The organism is Nonomuraea spiralis (genome assembly GCF_014648435.1).
In the GTDB taxonomy this organism is placed as follows: domain Bacteria; phylum Actinomycetota; class Actinomycetes; order Streptosporangiales; family Streptosporangiaceae; genus Nonomuraea; species Nonomuraea spiralis.
On record NZ_BMRC01000002.1, the window covers coordinates 646,577 to 669,094 of the forward strand.

The 22,518-nt window shown below is 72.8% G+C and carries 26 protein-coding genes and 3 tRNA genes; 11 read left to right on the forward strand and 18 right to left on the reverse strand.

What is annotated here, in order from left to right:
* Positions 1-40: 40 nt before the first annotated feature.
* Positions 41-409, reverse strand: a complete 369-nt coding sequence (locus IEZ27_RS06865; protein ID WP_125635393.1) for a PH domain-containing protein — start codon at positions 407-409, stop codon at positions 41-43.
* A gap of 44 nt (positions 410-453) precedes the next feature.
* Positions 454-609: a hypothetical protein gene (locus IEZ27_RS06870; protein WP_185844688.1), complete on the reverse strand. Its 156-nt coding sequence runs from the start codon at positions 607-609 to the stop codon at positions 454-456.
* An 85-nt stretch (positions 610-694) separates the two neighbouring features.
* On the opposite strand from IEZ27_RS06870, the gene IEZ27_RS06875 reads away from it, so the two are divergent.
* Positions 695-1,648 (forward strand): LysR family transcriptional regulator, encoded by a 954-nt coding sequence (locus tag IEZ27_RS06875; RefSeq protein WP_189646408.1) that lies wholly within the window; start codon positions 695-697, stop codon positions 1,646-1,648.
* 3 nt (positions 1,649-1,651) lie between these two features.
* Here IEZ27_RS06875 and IEZ27_RS06880 read toward each other — a convergent pair whose 3' ends face one another.
* The 4 genes from IEZ27_RS06880 to IEZ27_RS06895 form a co-directional block, all read right to left on the reverse strand.
* Positions 1,652-2,056 carry a nitroreductase family deazaflavin-dependent oxidoreductase gene (locus tag IEZ27_RS06880; RefSeq protein ID WP_189646409.1) on the reverse strand — a complete coding sequence of 135 codons (405 nt, stop codon included), beginning with the start codon at positions 2,054-2,056 and terminating at the stop codon, positions 1,652-1,654.
* Between the two features lie 31 nt (positions 2,057-2,087).
* The gene (locus IEZ27_RS06885) at positions 2,088-2,543 is read right to left on the reverse strand and encodes a hypothetical protein (protein ID WP_189646410.1); all 456 of its coding nucleotides are present in this window, start codon (positions 2,541-2,543) and stop codon (positions 2,088-2,090) included.
* Between the two features lie 97 nt (positions 2,544-2,640).
* Entirely contained in the window at positions 2,641-3,189 is a 549-nt protein-coding gene (locus IEZ27_RS06890; protein ID WP_189646411.1) for a GNAT family N-acetyltransferase, read from the reverse strand.
* 41 nt (positions 3,190-3,230) lie between these two features.
* Positions 3,231-3,998 (reverse strand): sirohydrochlorin chelatase, encoded by a 768-nt coding sequence (locus tag IEZ27_RS06895; RefSeq protein WP_229823520.1) that lies wholly within the window; start codon positions 3,996-3,998, stop codon positions 3,231-3,233.
* A 196-nt stretch (positions 3,999-4,194) separates the two neighbouring features.
* Here IEZ27_RS06895 and IEZ27_RS06900 point away from each other — a divergent pair, with 196 nt between their 5' ends.
* Positions 4,195-5,493, forward strand: a complete 1,299-nt coding sequence (locus tag IEZ27_RS06900; protein ID WP_189646412.1) for an MFS transporter — start codon at positions 4,195-4,197, stop codon at positions 5,491-5,493.
* 81 nt (positions 5,494-5,574) lie between these two features.
* On the opposite strand, the gene IEZ27_RS06905 is transcribed toward IEZ27_RS06900, so the two are convergent.
* Positions 5,575-6,906: an MFS transporter gene (locus tag IEZ27_RS06905; protein ID WP_189646413.1), complete on the reverse strand. Its 1,332-nt coding sequence runs from the start codon at positions 6,904-6,906 to the stop codon at positions 5,575-5,577.
* Between the two features lie 91 nt (positions 6,907-6,997).
* Here IEZ27_RS06905 and IEZ27_RS06910 point away from each other — a divergent pair, with 91 nt between their 5' ends.
* The 5 genes from IEZ27_RS06910 (at position 6,998) to IEZ27_RS06930 (ending at position 10,620) form a co-directional block, all read left to right on the forward strand.
* Positions 6,998-7,678: a GntR family transcriptional regulator gene (locus IEZ27_RS06910; protein ID WP_189646414.1), complete on the forward strand. Its 681-nt coding sequence runs from the start codon at positions 6,998-7,000 to the stop codon at positions 7,676-7,678.
* Positions 7,679-7,687: 9 nt separating this feature from the next.
* Positions 7,688-8,050 carry a DUF2203 domain-containing protein gene (locus IEZ27_RS06915; protein ID WP_125635407.1) on the forward strand — a complete coding sequence of 121 codons (363 nt, stop codon included), beginning with the start codon at positions 7,688-7,690 and terminating at the stop codon, positions 8,048-8,050.
* Positions 8,051-8,123: 73 nt separating this feature from the next.
* Entirely contained in the window at positions 8,124-9,068 is a 945-nt protein-coding gene (locus IEZ27_RS06920) for a hypothetical protein (protein WP_189646415.1), read from the forward strand.
* 5 nt (positions 9,069-9,073) lie between these two features.
* A complete protein-coding gene (locus IEZ27_RS06925; protein ID WP_189646416.1) occupies positions 9,074-10,030 on the forward strand; it encodes a WD40 repeat domain-containing protein in 957 nt (318 codons plus the stop codon).
* A 56-nt stretch (positions 10,031-10,086) separates the two neighbouring features.
* The gene (locus IEZ27_RS06930) at positions 10,087-10,620 is read left to right on the forward strand and encodes a CGNR zinc finger domain-containing protein (protein ID WP_229823522.1); all 534 of its coding nucleotides are present in this window, start codon (positions 10,087-10,089) and stop codon (positions 10,618-10,620) included.
* Between the two features lie 58 nt (positions 10,621-10,678).
* On the opposite strand, the gene IEZ27_RS06935 is transcribed toward IEZ27_RS06930, so the two are convergent.
* Positions 10,679-11,839, reverse strand: coding sequence for an MFS transporter (locus tag IEZ27_RS06935; RefSeq protein WP_229823524.1), 1,161 nt, complete (start codon positions 11,837-11,839; stop codon positions 10,679-10,681).
* Between the two features lie 202 nt (positions 11,840-12,041).
* On the opposite strand from IEZ27_RS06935, the gene IEZ27_RS06940 reads away from it, so the two are divergent.
* Positions 12,042-12,671, forward strand: coding sequence for an alpha-ketoglutarate-dependent dioxygenase AlkB (locus tag IEZ27_RS06940; protein ID WP_189646417.1), 630 nt, complete (start codon positions 12,042-12,044; stop codon positions 12,669-12,671).
* Positions 12,672-12,725: 54 nt separating this feature from the next.
* On the opposite strand, the gene IEZ27_RS06945 is transcribed toward IEZ27_RS06940, so the two are convergent.
* From IEZ27_RS06945 to IEZ27_RS06960, 4 genes are all read right to left on the reverse strand, one after another.
* A complete protein-coding gene (locus IEZ27_RS06945; RefSeq protein WP_189646418.1) occupies positions 12,726-13,781 on the reverse strand; it encodes a WD40/YVTN/BNR-like repeat-containing protein in 1,056 nt (351 codons plus the stop codon).
* A 145-nt stretch (positions 13,782-13,926) separates the two neighbouring features.
* The gene (locus tag IEZ27_RS06950; protein ID WP_189646419.1) at positions 13,927-14,811 is read right to left on the reverse strand and encodes a D-alanyl-D-alanine carboxypeptidase family protein; all 885 of its coding nucleotides are present in this window, start codon (positions 14,809-14,811) and stop codon (positions 13,927-13,929) included.
* A 193-nt stretch (positions 14,812-15,004) separates the two neighbouring features.
* A complete protein-coding gene (locus IEZ27_RS06955) occupies positions 15,005-16,183 on the reverse strand; it encodes a glycosyltransferase family 4 protein (protein ID WP_189646420.1) in 1,179 nt (392 codons plus the stop codon).
* A complete protein-coding gene (locus tag IEZ27_RS06960) occupies positions 16,180-17,025 on the reverse strand; it encodes a sulfotransferase family protein (RefSeq protein WP_189646421.1) in 846 nt (281 codons plus the stop codon). Before IEZ27_RS06960 ends, IEZ27_RS06955 begins: the two co-directional genes overlap by 4 nt.
* Before the next feature lie 160 nt (positions 17,026-17,185).
* Between IEZ27_RS06960 and IEZ27_RS06965 the strand changes: the two genes are divergently transcribed.
* On the forward strand, positions 17,186-18,199 hold the full coding sequence (locus IEZ27_RS06965; protein WP_446686156.1) for a LacI family DNA-binding transcriptional regulator: 1,014 nt from the start codon (positions 17,186-17,188) through the stop codon (positions 18,197-18,199).
* 58 nt (positions 18,200-18,257) lie between these two features.
* Positions 18,258-18,875, forward strand: coding sequence for a phosphatase PAP2 family protein (locus IEZ27_RS06970; protein ID WP_189646422.1), 618 nt, complete (start codon positions 18,258-18,260; stop codon positions 18,873-18,875).
* On the opposite strand, the gene IEZ27_RS06975 is transcribed toward IEZ27_RS06970, so the two are convergent.
* The 6 genes from IEZ27_RS06975 to IEZ27_RS07000 all read right to left on the reverse strand — a co-directional run bounded on the left by IEZ27_RS06975 (position 18,812) and on the right by IEZ27_RS07000 (position 21,318).
* Positions 18,812-19,450 (reverse strand): maleylpyruvate isomerase N-terminal domain-containing protein, encoded by a 639-nt coding sequence (locus IEZ27_RS06975; protein WP_189646423.1) that lies wholly within the window; start codon positions 19,448-19,450, stop codon positions 18,812-18,814. The two genes, IEZ27_RS06970 and IEZ27_RS06975, sit on opposite strands and share 64 nt — an antisense overlap.
* Positions 19,451-19,554: 104 nt before the next feature.
* Complete coding sequence (locus IEZ27_RS06980) at positions 19,555-20,019, reverse strand: cupin domain-containing protein (protein WP_189646424.1); 465 nt, start codon at positions 20,017-20,019, stop codon at positions 19,555-19,557.
* Positions 20,020-20,396: 377 nt separating this feature from the next.
* A tRNA-Val gene (locus IEZ27_RS06985) sits at positions 20,397-20,471 on the reverse strand.
* A gap of 1 nt (position 20,472) precedes the next feature.
* A tRNA-Cys gene (locus tag IEZ27_RS06990) sits at positions 20,473-20,546 on the reverse strand.
* 16 nt (positions 20,547-20,562) lie between these two features.
* A tRNA-Gly gene (locus tag IEZ27_RS06995) sits at positions 20,563-20,634 on the reverse strand.
* A gap of 42 nt (positions 20,635-20,676) precedes the next feature.
* On the reverse strand, positions 20,677-21,318 hold the full coding sequence (locus IEZ27_RS07000; protein ID WP_189646425.1) for an ACT domain-containing protein: 642 nt from the start codon (positions 21,316-21,318) through the stop codon (positions 20,677-20,679).
* 77 nt (positions 21,319-21,395) lie between these two features.
* On the opposite strand from IEZ27_RS07000, the gene dusB reads away from it, so the two are divergent.
* Positions 21,396-22,505, forward strand: a complete 1,110-nt coding sequence (gene dusB / locus IEZ27_RS07005) for a tRNA dihydrouridine synthase DusB (RefSeq protein WP_268246039.1) — start codon at positions 21,396-21,398, stop codon at positions 22,503-22,505.
* Positions 22,506-22,518: the final 13 nt, after the last annotated feature.

A 22,518-nucleotide genomic window follows, 5' to 3' on the forward strand; every position in this document is an offset into this window, starting at 1 on the left:
ATACGGGTCACCCTGCCCAGAGGGCCGCGCGCGACGCGGGTCAGGTCTGGGAGATGTAGTGGAGGATGACGTTGTGCACGTGGTGGGCCTTGTTGTCGCCCCGGAAGTCCACCTCGTAGGTGTGCGTGCCGACGTGGATCGCGATGGCGCCCGAGGAGAAGAAACCCCCGGCCAGGGACTTGTTGCTCACGACGCTCACCGCCGAGATCTTGGCGTACGGGATGCTGGTGATCGCGATCCGCTTGCCCACGAAGGACTTGTCCTGCACGATCACCCGCCGGTCCGTGAGCCCCAGGAACCCGGTGCCCGCGCCGATGGCGTCGTAGACGGCGATGATCTGCTCCCCGGGGAGCAGGCCGCTCTCGATCTGCCTGAGCTGCTCTTTGCGGTCGTAGGGGATGTCAGCCATGTCCGGTCAACGAACCGGACGGCCTTCCGCGTTCCATGCCCGGTTCAGGGGCGGCCCGCCGGATGGGCGGCCGGGTCGTGCGGGAGGTCGAGCAGGCACCGGCAGGCGCCGGGTGGCCGGGGCAGGCCGAACAGGGCGCGGACCTGCGTCGGCGGGGGCGGCGTGGGGCGCAGCAGGCGGGTCAGGAAGGTACGGATCATGCTGCTCAGCGTCGCGGTGACGCGACCGCCGGGTCCAACACCAGAAATTTCGTGATTAACCCGCTTTTGTGGTTAATCTTGCGGGGTGGATCTGCACCCCCGGCTGCTGCGCGTCTTCGTCGCCGTCGCCGAGGAGCTGCACTTCGGACGGGCCGCCACGCGGCTCTTCCTGGCCCAGCAGGCACTCAGCCGGGACGTGCGCAGCCTGGAGAACCGGCTCGGCACGCCGCTGTTCGTGCGCTCCACCCGCCGGGTCGAGCTGACCCCCGCCGGTGCCCGGCTGCTGCCCGCCGCGCGGCGGCTGCTGGCGCTGCACGACGAGGTCGTCGCCGACGTGCTCGGCGATGACCGCCCGCTGCTCGTGGACGTCAACATGCAGGGGCACGAGCTGCCCGAGCCGCTGGTCAGAGCCAGAGAACTGGCCCCCGGGGTCGAGATGCTGGCCCGCTTCCACGGCGGGCTCGCCGCGGGCGCGGCGGCGATGCTGGACGGGCGGCTCGATGTGTCGTTCGGGCGCTTCGCCGGGCTGCCCGCCGACGTACGCGCCCGGCTGTCCCAGATCCCGGTACGCCTGCACCCGCTGGCCGTGCTGGTGCCGGACGACCATCCGCTGGCCGGATCGGCCGAGGTGCCGCTCGCCGCGCTGGCCGGCTTCCCGCTGGACGTCATGGCCGGGAACCCCGGCACGCGGGAGTGGACCGACCTGGGGGAACGGCTGGCCGCCGCGTTCGGGCTGCGGCTGGCCCGGCCGCACGCCCCGCCGGTCGGGGCCGGGGAGATGGGGCACTACCTGCGGCGGCACCGCGAGCCCGTACTGGCGACCGAGGGGATCGGGGGCATCCCGGGCGCGGTGACCAGGCCGCTGACCGAGCCCGTGCCGCTGGGGCTGAAGAACCTCGTGCACCCCAAGGGGCTGCGTCACCCGGGACTCGCCGCGCTGCTCGCCGCCGTGGCCGAGCTGGGCCGGGCCCGCGACTGGCTGCGCCGCCCGCCGGGCTCCTGGCTTCCCGAGGCCGACGAGGCCCTGGCGAGCGCCTGACGCCTATCCGGCGCGTTCGAGCACGACCACCGGGATCGGGCGGTCGGTCTTCGTCTGGTAGTCGTCGTAGTCGGGCCAGGTCCTGGCCATCGTCCGCCACATCTCGGGCTTCTCCTCCTCGGAGGCGGTGCGGGCGCGGGCCCGGAACCTGTCGCCCTTGACCTGCACCTCGACGTCGGGGTGGGCCACCAGATTCTTGTACCACTGCGGGTGTTCGGGGTCGCCGCCCTTGGAGGCGACCACGAGGAAGTCGTCACCGAACCGCTGGTAGATCAGCGGCGTGGTGTACGACTTGCCGGAGTTACGGCCCTTGGTGGTCAGCAGGAGGACGGTGGTGTTGTTCCAGTCGTGCCCCTCCGCCCCGTCGGTGGCCTGATAGCGCTGCACGTGTTCCTTGCCATAGAGCATGCCTCCGGACTACCCCGCAACCGGGGTCGCCTCACCGGCCCGCGTGCGGCGCCGCGCCGACCAGCTCGGCGGCAGCCTCCCGGACCTCGACGGAGAACGCCGAGTCGGGGGTGCGCTCGCGCACGTCGCGGTCGCGGATCGCGAACACGGCGGGGACCACGCCGACGTCGCCGTAGTGCTCGGTCACCGCCGCGCCGATCGCCCGCCGCACGCCGGACACCACGTCGCGCACGGTGTGGTCCGCCCCGGACACGGTGAGGTGGCCGAGCATCCCGGCGAAGCGCAGCTCGCCCTCGGCGGCGGGCCGCTGCTCGGGCAGCACGGGCCGGTCGAGCCAGAACACCTTGCCGGTCAGGGACGCCTCGTGGCCGTCGCCGGCGCCGAGCACCCGCGCCGTGCGGGCCAGCAGCTCACCGAACTCGGCCAGGTCCGCCCACGGCGGCAGGTCGGTGGTGACGAACAGGGGCACGATCAGCGAGTCAGGCATGCGGCTATCCCTCCGTGAGGAGGCTCATCGTAGGACGTGCCACCGACAATCCCGCCGTCCGCCACTCGGCCCGGCGGCTGAGGGCGGCCGGTACGGGCTAGCGTTCGGTCCACTCGTCCTGGATCGCGGCGTGCACGATGGAGTCGCGCCATCCGTGCGGGGTGTGCATGTGGTGCCGGATCCGTCCCTCCTCGACCATGCCGGCCGTCAGCATGGCGAGCTGGGCGGGCAGGTTGGCCGGGGACCTGGCGCCCCACACGCGGTGCAGCCCGAGCTGCTTGAACCCGAACGACAGCAGCAGCCGTACGAGGTCGGTGCCGATGCCCCGGCCCCACTGGTCGGGATGGAGGCCGAAGCCGATCTCGGCGCTGTGGGGCAGGTCGGGGTCGACGCGCAGGCGGGCCACGCCGATCACGTGCCGCCGGTCGGCGTCCACGACGGCCAGCGCGTAGAGGCGGCGCGGCTCGGCGGCGGCCGCCTCCATGGCCTGGTCGACCAGGCCGCACACCTCCGCCACGCTGCGCGGCGCGAACGGCATGTGCTGCGTGGCCTCGGGATCGCCGTAGATGGTGTGCAACGCCTCGACGTCGGCCCGCGTGACGTCGCGGAGGCCGATTCGCTCACCGGTGACCGACACGCGCCGCATGCGCAGAAGGTAACGCGGCGGCGGTGATCTCTACAAGGGCGTCACGTCGCCAGTTGGCTGCCGTAGGCCCGCGCGACGAGTTCGGCGACGGCGCTGTGGGCGCCGAGCGGGTCGGCGTGACCGGCGCCGACGGCGGCGGCGGCGCGCTCGACGATCTCTACGGGCGCCTCGTGGCCGATCATGCACGGCGCGATGGCCAGCCGCTCGGCCCCGGCGGCACGCAGGCGCTGGGCGGCGACGTCCACGCCGGGCTCGCTGTCGAGCGAGGCGGCGACGACCGGCAGCGTGAGCCTGGAGGCCAGCAGCACGGCGGTGGCCTGCACGGCGTGCACCGCCCGCTCGCCGCCCACCGTGCCGAGGATGACGGCGTCGACCGGGCTGGAGACGTTGAGCAGGCGCACCCGGTCGGCCCTGGCCAGGCCGCGCTCGGCCAGCCTGATGTGCAGGGCCTCGGCGAGCAGGGGGTGGGGGCCGAGCGCCTCGGTGGCGACCGCGCCGGAGCCGCCGGCCGCGATGGCCTTGCCGATCTCGGCCATGACGACCGGGTCGTCCCAGGTGAGCAGGGGCACCACGACGGCTTCGCGGTCCGCGGGCAGCGAGTCTGCCAGGTCGGCGACGCTGGTCAGCCGCACCTCGATCTGCGGGTTGTCGACCCGGACCACGGCCGTGATCTCTTCGGCCACGCCGCCGGTGCCGCCGGGGGTGGCCAGCACGAGCATGGGCGCGTCCGGCGGCAGGGACGTGGGCACGGGGCGGCGGTGCCGGCCGCCGCCGGGCCGGGGGGAACGTTCACGTACAGGCAGGCTCACAGGCGCGCATTTTATGCCTATTCGGGGGAGGTTGTTCTGTGAATCGGGAGCGAATCCGTCACAACAGGGAAGGGCTGTGATCGAGATCACATCGTGACCGCTGTCGCCGTTGACGAACATCCTGAAAAGGGAAACTCTGAGGCAACTAGAAACGCGTTCTAGAGCGACCGTCACACACCGTCCCCGGAGGATGGGAATGAAGCCGTTCTATGTCCGCGAGCTGAGCGTCTACCCGGTCGGTCGCCGGCGGATCTTCCTGCTGGCGATAGCCGTGCTGGCGAGCCTGGTGGCCAACTTCGAGACCACGCTCGCCACGATCCTGCCGCTGCTGATGAAGGACCTGGGCATGTCGCTCACGGTCTACGGCCTTCTCGCCGCGGGATCGGTCCTGATCGGCGGCCTGTCGGCCGGCGTCGGCGGCATCCTGTCCGACCGGTGGGGACGGGTCACGCTCCTGGTGCCCACGCTCACCGTCACCGCGGCCTGCAACTTCCTGCTCGCCACCGTGGACACCGTGGCGGGCCTGTTCTGGGTGCGCTGCCTGATGTTGTTCATCGAGGGCGCCGGGATCACCATCACCGCCTCGCTCGTACGCGACTTCTCCCCGCGTCTCGGCCGCGCCCAGGCGTTCGCGTTCTGGACGTGGGGGCCGGTGGGGGCGTCCTTCCTGGCCTCGTTCATCGCCGGGTTCACGCTGCCGCTGTTCGACAACGCCTGGCAGTCGCAGGCGATCATCATGGGCGTCGTCTCGCTGGCCATGTGCGCGGTCATCGTCTGGAAGATCGCCGAGCCGTCCGCGGCGCTGCGGGCCCAGGTCCTCGACGCCGAGGAGGCCGTCGCCGCCGAGGAGAAGGTCGACGCGGGCCGGGTGCGCGAGCTGTTCAGGCATCCCCACCTGTGGGCCCACGTCCTCGGCAACACCGGCTGGCAGGTGCTCTACTGGACGTTCGCGATCTTCGGGCAGACCATCCTGGTGGAGGCGTTCGGCCTGGAGCCGGCCGCCGCCAACCGGGTCGTGGCGCTCGGCATCGTGCTCAACGCGGTGGCCGTGGTCGTCGTGGGACGGATGTCGGACCGGCTGCGGCTGCGCAAGCCGTTCACGGCCGTGGGCACCGTGCTGACCGTGCTCGCCCTGGCCTACTTCATCAGCATGGTCGGGCCGGGCGTCGCGCCGGGCCACGTCACCGCCGTGTACGCGCTGCTGTTCCTGTTCATGGGCATCGCGTACGTGCCGTGGATGGCCAACTTCTCCGAGAACGCCGAGGACGTCGAGTCCCGCCTGCAGGGCTCGGCACTCGGCATCTGGGGCATGGTCGTCCGCGTGATGATCGTGGTGCTCCTGGTCGTCTCGCCCATGGTGGTGGACGCCGGCGGCTGGGGCACCTGGCTCGGCGTGGCGCTCGCCGGCCAGGTCGTGTTCCTGGCCTCGATGGCGGCGTTCAAGGGCGACTGGCGCAGGCGCCGGACGGTGGCCGCCCCCGAGACCGTGGCCTGACCGGACCGCCTGTACGGCCCCCGTGGGCGGCGGTGGCAGCCGCCGCCCACGCATTCGCGGCGATCCCGCCCTCCGCCCGCCTCAGGCGAAGGGGCCCACCTGGCCGGGCAGCCTCCTGGGGGTGCCGCTCTCGCCGGCGGCGACGTCCAGGTCGCGGGTTTCCGGGGCGATGGCCAAACCTACGGCGGTGACGGCCAGCGCGACAACCACGTACAGGGACACGGCGAGAGTGGTGCCGTACAGGTCGAAGAGCTTGAGCGCGATGATCGGGGCCAGCGCGCCGCCGACGATCCCGGCGACCTGGTAGCCCATGGAGGCGCCGCTGTAGCGCAGGCGGGTGCTGAACAGCTCGGCGATGAAGGCCGCCTGGGGGCCGTACATGGCGGCGTGGGTCACCAGCGCGACCACGGCCGCCAGCACGATCAGCGGGAACGACCGCGTGTCCAGCAGCGGGAAGAACGCGAACACCCACACGGCCGCGCCCAGTACGCCCGCGAGGTAGACCGGCCTTCGGCCCAGCCGGTCCGACAGTGCGCCGAACAGAGGGATCAGCGCGAGTTGCAGCGCCGAGCCGATGAGCACCGCGTTCAGCGCCACCGACCGCTCCAGCTTCAGCGGCCCGGTGAGGTAGACGATGATGTACGCGGTGAAGGTGTAGAACGCCACGTCCACCCCGATCCGCGCGGTGAAGGCCGACAGCAGGGCGCGCGGATGCGTGCGCAGCACCTCGACCAGCGGCATCCTGGCCGTGCCGCCGTGCTGCTCGACCTGGGAGAACAGCGGCGACTCGGTGATCCGCAGCCGTACCCACAGGCCCACGAACACCAGCACGCCCGACAGCAGGAACGGCACCCGCCACCCCCACGACTGGAACGCCGCGTCCGACAGGGTGAAGGACAGGATCGCGAGCAGGCCGGTGGCCAGCACGTATCCGGCGGGCACGCCGACCTGCGGCCAGCTCGCGTTGAAGCCGCGCCGCCTGCTGTCGCCGTGCTCCAGCGACATGATCACCGCGCCGCCCCACTCGCCCCCGAGCCCGAGGCCCTGGACGAAGCGGAGCACGGCCAGCAGGATCGGCGCGGCCACCCCCACGCTCGCGTAGCCGGGGAGCACGCCGATGAGGAACGTCGAGACGCCCATCACCAGCAGCGTCACCACCAGCACGGTCTTGCGGCCCGCCCGGTCGCCGAAGTGGCCGAACACCACCCCGCCGAGCGGCCGGGCGACGAACGCGACGGCGTTGGTGGTCAGGGCCGCCAGCGTCGCGTTGAGCGGGTCGAGCGTCGGGAAGAACAGCTTGCCGAAGACCAGCGTCGCGGCCGTGGTGTAGAGGAAGAAGTCGTACCACTCCAGGGACGTGCCGATGAGGCTGGCGAGGATCACCCGGCGGGTCTGTTGTGCGGAGCTTGACATCGGATGCTCCCAGATTGTCGAGGGGATAGATTCAACGTAAGGATTGTTGAACAATTCGACAAGAGGTTTGCTCCATGATTCGCTGTCGAACGTGGAAGACGTGGTCGCGGACCTTGCCCGGCACCGATCGAGACTGAGCCGCAGCAGCACGGCCGAGCGCGTGGCCGACATCCTCCGCGACAACATCATCGAGGGTGCCTTCCCTCCGGGTGAGCGGCTGTCGGAGGAGGCCATCTCCGAGGGCCTCGGGGTCTCGCGCAACACGCTGCGCGAGGCGTTCCGCCTGCTCGGCCACGAACGCCTGCTCGACCACCGGCTCAACAGGGGCGTCTTCGTCCGGCTGCCGTCCGTGGAGGACGTCTCCGACCTCTACACGATGCGGCGGGTCCTCGAAGGGGCCGCGGTCCGGCGCGAGGCGTCGCCGCGGGCGCTCGCGCTCATCGAGGAGGCCGTGCGCGACGCCGAGCGGGCCGCCGCCCTGGACGACTGGCAGGGCGTCGGCACCGCCAACATCCGCTACCACCAGGCCCTGGTCAGCCTGCACGGCAGCCCACGCCTCGACGAGACCATGCGGCAACTGCTGGCCGAGCTGCGCCTGGTCTTCCACGTGATGAAGAACCCGCGCGCCTTCCACGAGCCGTTCCTCGACCGCAACCGGGCGCTGCTCGGCCTGCTGGCGGCCGGCCGCGCCGAGGAGGCGGCGGCGTATCTCGACGACTACTTCGACGAGGCCGAGCGGCTTCTCATCCACGCCTACCAGCCGAACGGGTAGCGTTTCCGCATGGACCGGATCTTCACCCTCGACGAGGCGCGCGCACTGCTGCCCGGCATCATCGCCGAGGCGCGGGAGATCGTCGCGGGCCGCGCCGACCTGGCCGAGATCGCCTTCGACCGCGAGGCCGCCGGCGGGTCGCGGCTCGGCGGGCTGCCCGAGATCAAGGCGATCGAGGCCCGCATCCAGGAGACCCTGAGCCGGTGGGGCGATCAGGGCATCGAGGTCAAGGGCATCGCGCCGCTGCTGATCGACTTCCCCGCCCAGCTCGACGGCGTCTCGGTGCGGCTGTGCTGGATCGAGGGGGAGCCCGAGCTCGCCTGGTATCACCGCACGGATCTGGGTTTCCCGGGGCGCCGTCCGCTGCCCTGAAGCGTGGCCCACATGTGACCAACTCGCCACCGTGCCCATGGGTCTAACCAGGTGAGCGAAAGGATCACCACTCATGAGGCAATCCTCAGTGGCCGCGGCGCTCCTCGCGCCGGCGGTCATCGGCGGGCCGGCGCTCCCGGCCGCCGCCGCCCCCGCGTCCACCGGGCCGCCGCAGGCCCGCGCCGCCTGGGTCTCCTCCTGCGACGACGGGACCTCCCCGTGCGGTCCCTGGCGCCTGATCATGCGGGACGGCCGCACGATCACCGTTGGCGACACCGCCGCCCGTGCCAAGGGCCGCGCGACCGGCCTGTTCGCCCTCAGCGGCGACGGCCGCACGATCGCCTACCAGCGGGCCCGCGACCACCGCCTCGTCGTACGGGCCGCGGCCGGCGGCCCGGTCAGGCGACTGCCCACGTCCCTGCCGGCCGGCGGCGAGGACACCACCCTCCACCTGTCGGCGGCGGGCGACCGGGTCCTCGTCGGCCGCCGGGGCCACGCCGACGTGCTCACCCTGGCCACCGGCCGGATCGCCCGCCTGACGGTCAAGGGCGACCCGGCGGGCTTCAGCGGCGACGGGGACGAGGTCCTCACCACCCGCGGCCTGAGCGACGGCACCAAATGGCTCTACGCCTACGCCCTCGACGGCCGTACGGTGAAGGCGTCGGCCCCCCAGTTCGTGGCCAACGCCTACACCGTGGCGCTGTCCCCCGACGGGCACACCGTGGCCGCGTTCAGCTACGGCAACCAGGACCGCAGGCCGCCCCGGCTGCGCACGTACGACCTGGAGACCGGGCGGCTCTCCGACGGCGTGGACCTCCCGCTCACCAGCCGGACCCCGCCCTCCCACGCGCGCTGGACCCCTGACGGGCGCCTGCTCGCCTACGCCTATGACAGTGACTCCACGAAGTCGCCGGTGGTACGGGTGCTCACCGTCGACCCCTCTTCGGGCCAGGCCCGCCGTACGGACACGTACAAGGCGGGGGCCGGCCACCACACCATCGTGTTCCCGGGGGAGTGACCACCGTGAGAATCGTTCCTCTGCTGACCGCAGCCCTGCTCACCCTCACCGCCGTGCCCGCCGCCGCCCAGGCCGCGCCGCACCACGGCCACGACAGCATCCGGTACGCCTCCGTCAAGGGCTGCCCGGACAAGGACGGCGCGCTCAGGCCGTGCGGCCAGTGGCGGCTGGTCATGCACGACGGCGGCCGCCGGACGCTGCCCGACGCGCAGGTCGTCGCGCTCGACGCCAAGGGCCGGTCGAGCCTCACCTCGCCCGCGCCGATCGCGGTCAGCGGCGACGGGCAGCGCGTGGCGTACTTCACCAGGGCCGGGCGGCTGGCCGTGCGCACCCTCGACGGCGGCGTACGGCTGCTGCCCAAGGACGCGCTGCCACGCGTCGCCCAGTACGAGGTGACCCTGCGCCTCTCGGACGACGGCGCCCGGCTGGCCGTCGCCATCCAGAGCGACAAGCCCGCCCGGACCAGGATCTTCGACACCACCACCGGCGCCCTGCGCGGCACCGTGCCCGCGGACGAGACCGTCGTGGGCCTCAGCGGCGACGGCGACGAGGTGCTGTCCACGATCGAGTCCGACGACTCCGTCATCGACCTGGTCTCCCGCGACGACACCGGCGAGCAGCTCGCACGGGCCACGCCGCCGCAGGTCGTGGCCGCCAACGGCCCGCAGGCGCTGGCCGCCGACGCGCACACCGTGGCCGTCGTCGTCCGCGGGAGCAGGACCGAGCTGCTCACCTACGACCTCGCCACGGACGAGGTCACCGGCCGCAAGAAGATCAAGCTCCCGGCCGGCGAGCTCAGCATGATCGACTGGACCGGCGACACGCAGGTGACACTGCATCTCGTGTCCGGGTCGTCCAGGATGACCATCGTCCAGATCGACACCGAAACGGGCGCCGTCCGGATCAGGGACCGGTACACCCTGCTCAAGGACACCTTCGTCTTCGCCGCCTGCGGCGGCTGACCGGGTCGCGTCCACGGCGGGGCCGGGGGAGCCCCGTCGTGGATACGCTTGCCGTCGTGGAGGTTCACTCGACCAGGGCGATGGCCGTCAGGGCCGTCGAGCTGTGCGTGGCGCTGCTGCACGAACAGCCGACGGTCTCCTCGGTGACGGAGGTCCTGCGCCGCCACGGCGAACACGGCGACCTGGGCCTCGACGACTCCGACGTGGCCGCGATGCGGGCGGCGGCGGCCCGGCTGCGCGACGTGCTGGGCGCCGGCGACGCCGGGGCGGCGGCGGGCCTGCTCAACGGGCTGCTGTCCGAAGCGGCCCGGCCGCCCAGACTGACCAGTCACCGGGGCACGACGTCCTGGCACCTGCACGTCGACAGCGGCGACGACGCCTCGTGGGGCGAGTGGTTCCTGGCCTCCTCGGCGATGGCCCTGGCCGTGCTGGTCGCCGACCACCAGCGCGTGCCGGGCGGGTTGTGCGCGTCGGCGGGGTGCGGGCGGCCGTACCTCGACCTGGGCGGGGGCAGCCCGCGCCGCTACTGCAGCGCCCGCTGCGCCACCCGCGAGCGCGTCGCCGCCCACCGCTCCCGCACCCCCCGCTGACCCGCCGCGTTCATCGGCCGCCATGGTCGTCGGCCGCCGCGTTCACCGGTCGCCACGTTCATCGGCCGGCACGGTGGAAGAACACGGCGACGGCCACGGCCTGGAGCGCCGCGCCGGCCAGCAGCGCGGCGCCCGCCGCATGGGCGCTCAGTGGCCCGGCCAGCGCCGACCCGGCGGCGAAGGACGTGATCTTGAGGCTGGCCCCGGTCGTGAACACCTGGCTCCGCAGCCCGGCGGGCGCCTCGCGCTGCCGTACGGCGAACAGCGCCGTCAGTTGCGGCCCCTCGCCCGCCCCCACCATCGCCGCCGCGACCACGGCCATCCAGTACGCCCCGGCGAACGCCCCCGCCCCGGCCGCCGCCGCCATGCCCAGGCCGATCAGCGCCGTGGACCGTACCAGGGTCGTGTCCCACCGCCGGGGGCCGCCGCGCCAGGCCAGGAGGCCGTTCGCGGCCAGCCCGGCCGCCGCCGTGACGGCCAGCAGCAGTGTGCCGCGCCCGCTGTCCCCGGCGAGCTCCAGCCCGAGCATCGGCGCCGACACCACGAACATGCCCGCCCCCGCGCACGAGACCATCGACCCGGCGGTCGCCCGCCGCAACACCCGGTTCCGCAGCACCACCCGGACACCGTCCAGCACGGGCGGCGGCGCGGCGGCGGTGGCGGGCACGTCGTGGGCGGGCAGGGTCCAGGCCGCGGGGAGGGCGATCAGGAGCAGGGCCACGGAGACCGGCACGGCCGCCGTCCCCCCGCCGACGGCCGCCACCACGCCCACCGCCGCCGGACCGGCCAGCCCGGCCACGTTGTAGCTCATCGCGTCGAGGGTGGTGGCCCTGGTCAGCCGCCGCGCGTCCGGGCCCGACACCAGGGGGAGCTGTCCCGTCCAGCCGCCGGTCAGCGCGGGTCCGGCCAGCCCGGTCACCGCGGCCAGCGCCACCAGGACCGCCCCGGGCGCCCGGCCCACCCCGTACGCCACCAGCAGCAGGCCGCCCGCGTACCCGAGCAGGCACCCCGCGAGCAACCGGCCGGGGCGGCGCGCGCGGTCCAGCAGCACCCCGAGCAGCGGCCCGCCGACGGCCGCCGAGACGGTCAGCCCGGCCAGCAGCGACGCCCCCAGCAGCGGGGACCCGGTGGCGGCGAGCCCGGCGACCAGGAGGGCGGGCCCGGACATCTCGTCGCCGGTACGGGCCGCGACCACCCCGGCCATGTAACGTGTCAACACGAGCGAGACGTTACATGATCCCTGTGTTAGAGGGGCGTGTGGGCGGGAAGGAGCTCCGGTGATCGTCCTGGGCGGGCCGCGGGTCCGTCCTGGGCGATACGCCCGGCCTGTACGGGCTGCGTGCCGTACAGGCCGGGCGTCTTCGTGTCGCGCCGCAGGCCCAATCGAAAACGTGTTTGAACGATGGCGTAGTATCGCTGCCATGAAAGCCGCGTTCCAAGCATCTCTGCTGGGTCTCGACGAGGAGCTGGGCCTCGGGCGGCTCGGCGCCACGGTCCGGCGCACCCATCTCGGCGACGGCGCCTGGATCGACCTGCGGCCGGGCTGGCTGACCGGGGCCGACACCCTGTTCGGGCGGCTGGCCGAGACGGTGCCCTGGCGCGCGGAGCGGCGCCGCATGTACGACCGGGTCGTCGAGGTCCCGCGCCTGCTGAAGTTCTACGACGAGGGGGAGACCCTGCCCGACCCGGTCCTCGACGAGGCCAGGGCCGCGCTCGACGAGCATTACGGCGAGGAGCTGGGCGAGTCCTTCCGCACGGCGGGCCTGTGCTTCTACCGCGACGGCCGCGACAGCGTGGCCTGGCACGGCGACACGATCGGCCGCGGCGGCACCGAGGACACCATGGTCGCGATCGTCTCGGTGGGCAGCCCGCGCCCGCTCCTGCTGCGTCCGCGCGGCGGCGGCCCCTCGATCCGCCGCGACCTCGGCCACGGCGACCTGATCGTGATGGGCGGAAGTTGCCAGCGCACATGGGAGCACGCGATCCCGAAGACCGCCCGGCCGGCGGGGCCGCGCATCAGCGTGCAGTTCCGGCCCCGCGGCGTGCGCTGACCTCAGGGCCCCTGCGGCCCTGCGGCCCCGAGGGTCCTGAGGTCCGCCGTCCGGTCAGCGCAGGCGGAGGCGGGCGATGCGGCCCTGCTCGCCCGACGCCCAGCAGGACAGGTCCGGGGCGCACGAGACCGTGTCGAACGACCCGCCGTCGAACGTCTCCCAGCGGGCCCCCGCCGAGTAGGTCACGTCGCTGCCCGTGGGCCCGACGGCCACGGCCGCGAACGGCAGGTGCGGCAGCCACGTCACCCCCGACCGGTACGCCGGCGGCGGGGTCGCGGCGGCCTGCCAGGTGGCGCCGCCGTCCCTGGTGACCGCGCCGGCGTCGGGCGAGGGGTTGCCGGCCTGGTAGTCGCCGCCGACCGCGATCCCGCGGTGCCGGTCGCGGAAGGCCAGCGCGAAGACGCCCTTGGCCGGGTCGGCGGCCGGCACGGGGGTCTCGGCGACGGTCCATGTGAGTCCGCGGTCGGCGGAGTGGAACACCCGCGACCGCTCGGCCCCGCCGGTGGCGATCCAGGCGTCGCGCCCGCCCGAGGTCACCAGGCACTGCCCGCTGGCCGCGAACCCCGCCTCGCCGGGCAGCGCGTCCGGCATGCCGCCGGAGGGCCGCACCCGCCAGCTCCGCCCGCCGTCGTCGGTGGCCAGGACGCGGAACCTGCCGTCCACCGGGTCGCTCATGGCCAGGCCGTGCCGCTGGTCGAAGAAGGCCATGCAGTCGTAGAACGCGGCCGGTTCGTCGTTCCTGAAGGTCTCGGTCCAGGTGCGGCCGCCGTCCTCGGTGCGGTAGACGCGGCCGTCCGTGCCCTGGCCGATCGACAGGACGAGGGCGCGGCGCGCGTCGAACGCCTCCACGTCGCGGAACTGGAGGGCCTCGGTGCCGGGCGGGGAGACGTTCTGCCAGGTCCGGCCGCCGTTCACGGTGCGCAGGACGGTGCCGCCGGTGCCGGCGGCCCACACGACGTCCCTGCTCACGGGCGCGAGGCCGCGGAAGCGGGCGGTCACGCCGGTCTCCTTGAGGTCCCAGCCGAGCCCGGGGGTGCCCGCGCGGGCGGGGAGGGGGGCGGCGAGCACGAGCGCCGCGGACATCACGCTCATCGCGATGCGAACGTTCATGTCGGGCAAACTAACCCAACAGATCACAAGCGTCCATGAGCGCGCGGACCCTGCACGCCGCGGCCCTCGGGCGGGGGTGAGGGCCGCGGCGGCGCGAGGCTGGGGGGAGGCGCGGCACCCAGGCGGGGGTACGGGCGGCGCGGGCTCAGGGGGTCGTGCGGGCGGCGCCCCAGGTGAGGAGGGACTCGGCCGTGGAGAAGCGGCGGCTGGAGACCGACTCGCCCAGGATGACGCCCACGAGCCGGTGTCCCTCCTGCTCGCCGGCGAACGCCAGGCTGTATCCGGCCGCCCGGGTGAACCCGGTCTTCAGGCCGATCGCGCCCGGCTCGCTGAGCAGGCGGTTGGTGTTGCGCCAGCCGTACGAGCCGTGCTCGCCGGTCGCGGCCACCGTGTGGTAGCGGGTGCCGGCCACCTGCTCGATCAGCGGCACCTGAAGGGCCTTGGCGCCCAGTACGGCCTGGTCGCGGGCCGTGGACCAGCCGTCGCCCGCCGGGGTGGGCAGGCCGTCGGCGTTGACGTAGTGGGTGTCGTTCATGCCGAGCGAGCGGGCGGTGGCGTTCATCTTGGCGACGAAGCCGGGCACACCGGGCCCGTACGTACGGGCCAGCGCGTGGGCGGCGTCGGCGCCCGAGGGCAGCATGAGCGCGTACAGCAGCTCGCTGACCGGGAGCCGGTCGCCGGGCCGCAGGTCGGCGGTGGTGCCGCCGCCGTCCTCGGCGTATCGGGCGTCCTGCGCGGTGATCTCCACCATGTCCGTGGGCTTGGCGGAGTCCAGCACGACGTACGCGGTCATCGTCTTGGTCAGGCTGGCGATCGGCATGCGGGTCGTGGCGTCCTTGCCGTACAGGGCGGCGCCGGACGCGGCGTCCATCAGGTAGGCGGCGCGGCCGTACACGGCGGGGGCGCCGGCGTCGGCCACCACGGCGGGGGCCGGGGCCACGGCGGCCTGTGCGTACGCGGGCACGCCCAGCCCTGTGACCAGGGCGACGGCGCCTGCGAACGCGGTCAGTCGAGCTTTCCGGTTACGCATGCATCCCAGGCTGCCGTCCGTTTTGGGGTGCTTGTAACGAAATGGGCGAAATTTCGTGACCTAATCGTTAAGAACGCCGACGCCGCCGGGGTATCCGCGAGGTAGATCTTTCCCGGCCGGACCGCTCAGCGGCCCGTTCGGAAGTCGTCCACCACCCGGTCAGCGGCCCGTCGAGAGGCTGTCCGCCACCCGCTCAGCGACCGGTCCAGAAGTTGTCCGCCACCCGCTCCCCGTGTGCCAGCTCGGCGAACAGGTCCTCCCACATCGGCATCACCAGATCCGGCCCGTACGCCCGCGACGTAGCCGCCGCCGCCTCGCCCATCCGCACCCGCAGCTTCCGGTCGCCGATCACCCGGATCAGCGCCTCGGCCAGCCCGTCCACGTCCCTGGGCGGCACCAGCACGCCGTCCACGCCGTCGGTCAGCACGTCACGCGGGCCGGTCGGGCAGTCGAAGGCCACCACGGGCAGCGCGTGCGTCATGGCCTCGATCATGACCATGGGCAGGCCCTCGAACCGGGAGCTGAGCGCGTACACCGACGCCTGGGCCAGCTCCCGCTCCAGCCGCTCGGTACGGCCGGGCAGCGTCACGTGCTCGGTCAGCCCGTGCTGCGCGACCAGCCCGGTGAGCTGGCTCCGGCGCGGCCCCGTGCCGAAGACCCGCAGCCGCCACTCCGGATGCACCCGTACGACCTGCGCGAACGCCTCGATGAGCAGGTCGAACCCCTTCTGCGGCACCAGCCGCCCGGCCGCCACCACGACGGGCTCGGCCTGCCGGGACCGCTCCTGGTCCACCCGGTGGACGGCGTTCGGGATCACCACGACCGGCGTGTTAGGCAGCAGGCGCTGGTATTCGAGCTTGTTGGTCCTGGTCAGCACGGTCACCGCGGCGAACCCGCCGTAGTGGCGGGCGATCTCCCGCCGGATCGTGTCGGGGTAGGCGGACAGGTTCATGTGCTCCTGGGCCACCTTGACCACGTCCGCGGGGGTGCGGCGGGCGGAGATCAGGTTCAGCGCGGGCCTGGTCGTCACCAGGATGCCGCCGCTCAGGCCGGAGACGTAGTCCATCGCGGCCCGTTCGACCCGCTCGGTGAAGTAGTCGGCCGCGAACTCGCCCCTCGGCACGATCTTCCCGCGTACCCGCCGCCACGCCCTGCGGCCGATGGAGTCGGGGCGCCGGCCCTCGCGCTGGTCCACCAGCGTCGTGAGGGTGATCCGCGGGTCGATCGCGAACTGCGGCGCGTCCCGCCGCCGTACCAGGCTGACCAGCTCGACGTCGTGCCCGGCCGCGGCCATCGCGTTCGCCTGGTTGACCACCGTGCGGATCGTCCCGCCCATCCCGTACGCGTGCAGCATCAGGTAGCGGATCTTCACGTCAGATACCCCCAGGTCCGGGAGATGGGCTTGAGGGGGTCGGGGATCTGCTCGGGGGCGGGCAGCTCGCGGGCCGGCTGGACGGTGCCCGTCCTGATCTTGTCCCGCCAGTCGCCGAGCCCCTTCTCCAGCACCCGCTGCTCGCCGTAGGAGAGCATCCGGGGTTCCCAGTCCAGGCGCAGGTACGCGCAGATCTCGCGGGTGACGCGCTCGGGCTCGGCGCTCAGCTCCTCGTACCTGACGGTCAGTCCGGGCAGCGCGGACCTGGCCTTCTGCACGGCCTTCATGTACCGCAGGGCGTCGAGCGCGGCCTCCTCCGGGGTACGCCGGTCGGGGCTGGCCTCGTGCCAGGAGGTGGCGATGGAGGCGGGGTGGCGCAGCAGGAAGACGAACCGGGCGTCCGGCCAGCAGGTGGCGATGCGCTGGTGGGCGAAGGCGTTGGCGGGGGTCTTGTCCACGATGTACCGCTTGCCGCTGCGTACCAGCTCCCGGTGGAGCACCCGGTCCCACAGCAGGTGTTCCAGGTCGGCCTGGTTGTGCCCGAGCGCGTCCATGGCCTTGGCCGCCAGCGCCGTGTCGAACTGCACCCGCAGCCGCCGTACGTGCAGCTCGTGCGGGGCGTGCAGGTCGGGGTGGGCGTTCAGGATCGCGCGCAGGAGCGTGGAGCCGGACCGTACCGGCGACAGGAGGAAGACGGGGGATTCGAGCAGCCGGTCGGTTAGCGGATCCGCGGGCGGTCTGATCTCGGGAGCGGGCGGGGGAGAGGGCTGGCCCTCGGCCCGTTCGATCTGGAATCCGGTGAACCTGACCAGCGCCTTGTTGACGTGCCGCTGCCAGTTCATGGCGAGGGACATTACCTAGCGTTCCTGGCAGTTACCTGGCAACGTCATGCCCCCGACCAGCGCTCCGCCGTTCCCGGCGGGTCGTTCCGGCCGCTCCTCGCCGTCGCACGATCTCCCCGTACGCCTGTTAGCGTTACCGCTGACAGGGAGGTGAGCCGAGGTGAAAGCGAAGGGCGACAGGCCGGCGGTGCTCATGGACGTGGCCGTACGCGCCGGCGTCTCGGCCATGACGGTCTCGCGTGTGCTCAACGCGCCCGACCGGGTCCGCGCGGAGACCAGAGCGCGTGTCATGGCCGCGGTGCGCGAGCTCGACTACCGGCCCAACCAGGCCGCCCGCCAGCTCGTCACCGGCAGGTCCGGCGTGCTCGGCGTGGTCAGCATCGACACCACCCTCTACGGCCCGGCCTCCACGCTCTACTACATCGAGCAGGCGGCCAGGCGGGCCGGCTTCAACGTCAGCATCGCCAGCCTGCCCTCGCTCAGCCGCCGGTCGATGGAGGAAGGCATCCAGCGGCTGCGCGCCCAGGCGGTCGACGGCGTGATCATCGTCGCGCCGCACGAGTCGGCCGCCGACGGCCTGCGCCACCTGCCGCCGGAGATGCCGGTGGTGGCCGTCGACGCCGGCGACGACATCCCCGTACCGGTGGCCAAGGTCGACCAGCAGGCGGGGGCCAGGCGGGTCACCCGTCACCTGCTCAGCCTCGGCCACGAGACGGTCTGGCACGTCGCGGGCCCGGCCGACTGGCTCGACGCCAACGGCCGCATCGAGGGCTGGCGCGGTGTGCTGGAGGCCGCCGGCCGGGAGGTGCCCGAGGTGCTGCGCGGCGACTGGAGCGCCCGCTCGGGCTACCGGCTCGGCCGCCGGCTGGGCGACAACCCCGACGTCACGGCCGTGTTCGTGGCCAACGACCAGATGGCGCTCGGCGTGCTGCGCGCGCTGCGCGAGGCCGGCAGGCGCGTCCCCGAGGACGTCAGCGTGGCCGGCTTCGACGACATCCCCGAGTCGGCCTACTTCTGGCCGCCGCTGACCACCGTGCGGCAGGACTTCGGCGAGGTCGGCAGGCACGCCTTCCACCTGCTGCTCGACTTCATGGCCGGCCACGAGCCCGAGCCGCGCCGGCTGGTCGAGCCCGAGCTCGTGGTCAGGGAGAGCACCGGCGCCAGGCCGTCCTGAGCATGACCGGCGTCGCCGGCGGGCAGAGGCGGGGCACATCGAGGAGGCGATCGGCTAGATGTTGCTGCTCAAACGTTTCGACGCCTGGGACAAACAGGTCTTCGACCGGATCGCCCGCGCCGACCTGCCGCTGCTCGACGCCCTGCTGCCGCACCTGTCGTCGGCCGCCGACAACTCGGTCCTGTGGGGGCTGGTCGCGGGCGTCCTGATGATGACGGGCCGGCCGCGGCTGCAGCGGGCCGGACTGCGCGGGCTGCTGGCGATCTCGCTGGCCAGCCCGCTGACCAGCATGGTCGCCAAGCAGGCGTTCCGCAGGCCGCGCCCGCTGACCGACCTCATCCCGGTGATCCGGCGCCGCCGGGTGCCGACGTCCTCCTCGCTGCCCTCGGGGCACAGCGCCTCCGCGGTCGCCTTCGCCGTGGCGGTCGCCAGGGACGCGCCGCTCCCGGTCGCCGCCCCGGTCACACTCCTCGCCGCCGGGGTGGCCGCCTCCCGCGTGTACGTGGGCGCGCACTACCCGGGCGACGTCATCGCCGGGATCGCCGTCGGCGCGGCGGCCGGCTGGGCCGCCCGATCCTACGGCCGCCACCTGCTCGCCACGACATACCCGCGTCAGGTCAGGAGGGGGAAGCGGGGGTCGGACGGGGGGATGCGGCCGGTGGCTTCGAGGACGTAGGCCGGGAGGTCCAGGCGGGGCGGGCGGGGTGTGCCGAGGAGGCCGTCGAGGGTCGTGCCCGCCAGTTCCAGCGCCTCCCGGGCCGGTGGGCGTTCGGAGCGGAGGTCTAGGTGGTGGACGGCGGCCTCGGTGGCGAGGGTGGCCAGGAAGTCGGGTACGGCGAGCACGTGGCCCTGCGTCGCGACGAACCCCGCCGGATCGGCCGCGTACGCCGCCCGCACCGCCGCGGGCGCGGTGTCCTCCCACACCCGCAGGACGCCGGAGGGCCGCGTGAAGGCGGAGGCCGACCTGCGCACCCACCAGGCGTGCGCGTCCGGGCCGTCCGGGCCGTCCGGGCCGTCCGGGCCGGGTTTGACGGAGCTCCAGTAGGTGACGTGGTCCACGTCGGGCGGGCCGTCCACGGGGGTGGCGAGGGCGACGAGGGCTCGCTGGACGTCGCACAACACGTGGAACAGCAGGTCGACCCCGGCCCAACCGGCGCATCTGGTGGGCCTGAGCAGGTCCGTCCCGTTCACCGTGGCGGTGAACTCGCGGTAGGCGGCGGCCGGCGCGGTACGGGCACGTTCGATGTCCATGGGGATGCCCTTCCCGCGAGGCGGCCCGATGACCGGAACGCCCCCCGGCCGATGACCGGAACGCTCCCCCGGCCGTTGCGGCACCGGCCGGGGGAGCGGGGACGTCAGGCCGCGGGCGGCCCGTCGAGGATCGCCACGCCGTACTCCGCCAGAAGGTCGAGGTTGTCCGCGTCGTGCCGCGCTTCGGCGGCCCCGACCGCCCGGAAGTAGCCTTCGACCGCTCCGGGGTTGTTGATGACGAGGATCTCGGCGGTGGAGGTGATCGGCTGGAGCGTGTGGGGCACCAGCCGGGGGCCGTAGACGTAGGCGCCGGCTTCGGCGTCGTACGTGTCGCAGGTGTCGAGCGAGGTCGATCCGACCCAGAACCGTACGCGGCCCGACAGGACGATCCAGCTCTCGTCCTCCCTGCTGTGGGAGTGCAGGGGCGGGGCGCCGGCGCGGCTCATGGTCAGGCGCGAGACGGTGACCACTCCGTCCGTCTCGGCGGTCGAGACGACCTGTTCGATCTTCTCCTGGTAGTAGCGGTAGACCGGGCCGTCGCCGGGGTTGCGCACGAGAGCGACGCTCATCTCAAGTCCTTCCAGCCGAACGGGTGGGGCTCTGACCGATGCGCATCCGTTTCACGGTAACAAGTTGAAGCTTCAACTACAAGGCCGCCGTCAGCTCATCAGTGCGCCACGTACAAGACCGACAGGCGGGTGGCGGGGAGCCGCCGCAGGCCAGGAGCACGCTGCACAGGGGGGAGGGAATGCGACTCGGGGCAGGGCGCCTCCGGCAACTCGGCGGTGGGCCGCCCGGTCCGCTTCCGCCCGCCACGGGACCGCCGAAAACGAAATCTACAATGTAAAGGCGCCGGGCCCGCAGCTCACGGGTGAACGTCCGGCGCTCAAGGAGAAGAAGGCAAGCGAAAGGCCAGACCCCGTGAGCCGGGATCTGGCCTTCGATGTGGTGGACGATACTGGGATTGAACCAGTGACCTCTTCCGTGTCAGGGAAGCGCTCTCCCGCTGAGCTAATCGTCCTTGGAGGTGGAGACGGGATTTGAACCCGTGTGGACGGCTTTGCAGGCCGCTGCCTCGCCTCTCGGCCACTCCACCGAGTCGAACCATTCCGAGCGGAAGACGGGATTCGAACCCGCGACCCTCACCTTGGCAAGGTGATGCTCTACCACTGAGCCACTTCCGCGCTGTCGCCTGCCTAACTCTAGCGCCTTTTCGGAGCAGATGCTCACCGCTGGCGGCGGAGTTGGCGGGCGACACCGTGTTCGGTGGCCGGCAGGCTCAGGAAGATCTCCAGGATCCGGGTGAGCCGGTGGACCTCGATGCGGTGGAAGGCCGGACCCTCGGACCGGGCCAGCAGGAGGGTGAGCGCGAGCGGCGGCAGCGGGGCGTGGATGGCGTGCACGCCGCCCTCCAGGGTCAGCGCGGCCGGGCGCGGCGGGGCCGGTACGGGGACGATCAGACCCTGCGGGGCTCGCCAGCTCGCGTAGACCGCGCCTCGCTCGGAGGCGGTGGCGGCCCAGTCGGCGCTGAACAACACGGGCAGGGAGTCGACGAGCGTGGTCAGCGCCCGGTCGCCCGCCGTGGTGATGTACTTGAGGATCTCCAGCTCGGGGTAGGTGCCGGCGGTCTCGCGGGTGGGCCAGACGCCTTCCACGCGTACGTCCTCGACGCTCTCCAGGCTCTTGACCAGCAGCTGTCTGGGGGTGCTCTCGGGGCAGAAGACGGTGATGTCGTCGATCGCCGTGCCCGCGCCCCGGTCGAGGACGGTGACCTGGGTGATGTCGGCCCCCGCCGTGCCCAGGGCCTTGGTGACCTGGGCCAGAGATCCCGGACGATCGGGCAGCGCCACACGCACGCGAAGAAGCATCGATCCCTCCCCTGGGACGGCGTCTCAGCCTATCGGCGAATACCGCTCACGGCCTGAGCTGCGCTACAACTGACGGAGTGAAGATTGGGCCGATTGAGGCGTGGCCGCCCGTGGTGCTCGCGCCCATGGCAGGCATCACGAACGCGGCGTTCAGGGTGTTGTGCCGGGAACAGGGCGCCGGGCTGTTCGTGTGCGAGATGATCACGACGCGGGCGCTGGTCGAGCGCAATCCCAAGACGTTGCGGATGATCAGGTTCGCCGAGTCCGAGCGGCCGAGGAGCCTTCAGCTCTACGGGGTCGATCCCGACGTGGTCGGGCGGGCGGTCAGGATGATCTCCGAGGAGGACCTCGCCGACCACGTCGATCTCAACTTCGGCTGCCCGGTGCCCAAAGTGACCAGGCGCGGGGGCGGGTCGGCGCTGCCGTACAAGAGGAATCTGCTGCGGCGGATCCTGAAGGCGGCGGTCGCGAACGCGGGGGCGCTGCCGGTGACGATGAAGATGCGCAAGGGCATCGACGACGACCACCTGACCTACCTCGACGCGGGCCGCATCGCGGCCGAGGAGGGCGTCGCGGCGATCGCGCTGCACGCGCGCACCGCGAAGCAGCACTACGGCGGCGTGGCCGACTGGGAGTCGATCGCGCGGCTGAAGGAGGCCGTGCCGGAGATCCCGGTGCTGGGCAACGGCGACATCTGGTCCGCCGACGACGCGCTGCGGATGGTGGCGCGCACCGGCTGCGACGGCGTCGTGGTCGGGCGGGGGTGCCTCGGGCGGCCGTGGTTGTTCAGGGACCTGGAGAACGCCTTCAACGGCAACCCCGAGCGGGCCAGGCCGACGCTCGGCGAGGTGGCCGGGATGATGGAGCGCCACGCGGCCGGCCTCACCGAATGCTTCGACATCGAGCGGTACGCGATCGCGGACTTCCGCAAGCACGTCGGGTGGTATCTGAAGGGGTTCGAGGTCGGGAGCGTGCTGCGGCGGGAGCTGGCCACGGCCGAGTCGCTCGACGGGCTCCGGGAGGGGCTGGCCAAGCTGGAGCACGACCAGCCCTGGCCGCCGAACACCGACACGCCCCGGGGGAAGTCGGGCGAACGTCAGAAGGTGCAGCTGCCTGACGGGTGGCTCGACGATCCGTGGGACTGCGTGGTCCCGCACGAGGCGGAGTCGGACGTGTCGGGCGGCTGACGCCGCGTCGCCA

Excerpts from the sequence above, each read along its gene's own strand:
- IEZ27_RS06865 (WP_125635393.1), bottom strand. The coding sequence starts at position 409 with ATGGCTGACATCCCCTACGACCGCAAAGAGCAGCTCAGGCAGATCGAG.
- IEZ27_RS06870 (WP_185844688.1), bottom strand. The coding sequence starts at position 609 with ATGATCCGTACCTTCCTGACCCGCCTGCTGCGCCCCACGCCGCCCCCG.
- IEZ27_RS06880 (WP_189646409.1), bottom strand. The coding sequence starts at position 2,056 with ATGCTCTATGGCAAGGAACACGTGCAGCGCTATCAGGCCACCGACGGG.
- IEZ27_RS06885 (WP_189646410.1), bottom strand. The coding sequence starts at position 2,543 with ATGCCTGACTCGCTGATCGTGCCCCTGTTCGTCACCACCGACCTGCCG.
- IEZ27_RS06890 (WP_189646411.1), bottom strand. The coding sequence starts at position 3,189 with ATGCGGCGCGTGTCGGTCACCGGTGAGCGAATCGGCCTCCGCGACGTC.
- IEZ27_RS06900 (WP_189646412.1), top strand. The coding sequence starts at position 4,195 with ATGAAGCCGTTCTATGTCCGCGAGCTGAGCGTCTACCCGGTCGGTCGC.
- IEZ27_RS06905 (WP_189646413.1), bottom strand. The coding sequence starts at position 6,906 with ATGTCAAGCTCCGCACAACAGACCCGCCGGGTGATCCTCGCCAGCCTC.
- IEZ27_RS06915 (WP_125635407.1), top strand. The coding sequence starts at position 7,688 with ATGGACCGGATCTTCACCCTCGACGAGGCGCGCGCACTGCTGCCCGGC.
- IEZ27_RS06920 (WP_189646415.1), top strand. The coding sequence starts at position 8,124 with ATGAGGCAATCCTCAGTGGCCGCGGCGCTCCTCGCGCCGGCGGTCATC.
- IEZ27_RS06940 (WP_189646417.1), top strand. The coding sequence starts at position 12,042 with ATGAAAGCCGCGTTCCAAGCATCTCTGCTGGGTCTCGACGAGGAGCTG.
- IEZ27_RS06945 (WP_189646418.1), bottom strand. The coding sequence starts at position 13,781 with ATGAACGTTCGCATCGCGATGAGCGTGATGTCCGCGGCGCTCGTGCTC.
- IEZ27_RS06950 (WP_189646419.1), bottom strand. The coding sequence starts at position 14,811 with ATGCGTAACCGGAAAGCTCGACTGACCGCGTTCGCAGGCGCCGTCGCC.
- IEZ27_RS06960 (WP_189646421.1), bottom strand. The coding sequence starts at position 17,025 with ATGAACTGGCAGCGGCACGTCAACAAGGCGCTGGTCAGGTTCACCGGA.
- IEZ27_RS06970 (WP_189646422.1), top strand. The coding sequence starts at position 18,258 with ATGTTGCTGCTCAAACGTTTCGACGCCTGGGACAAACAGGTCTTCGAC.
- IEZ27_RS06975 (WP_189646423.1), bottom strand. The coding sequence starts at position 19,450 with ATGGACATCGAACGTGCCCGTACCGCGCCGGCCGCCGCCTACCGCGAG.
- IEZ27_RS06980 (WP_189646424.1), bottom strand. The coding sequence starts at position 20,019 with ATGAGCGTCGCTCTCGTGCGCAACCCCGGCGACGGCCCGGTCTACCGC.
- IEZ27_RS07000 (WP_189646425.1), bottom strand. The coding sequence starts at position 21,318 with ATGCTTCTTCGCGTGCGTGTGGCGCTGCCCGATCGTCCGGGATCTCTG.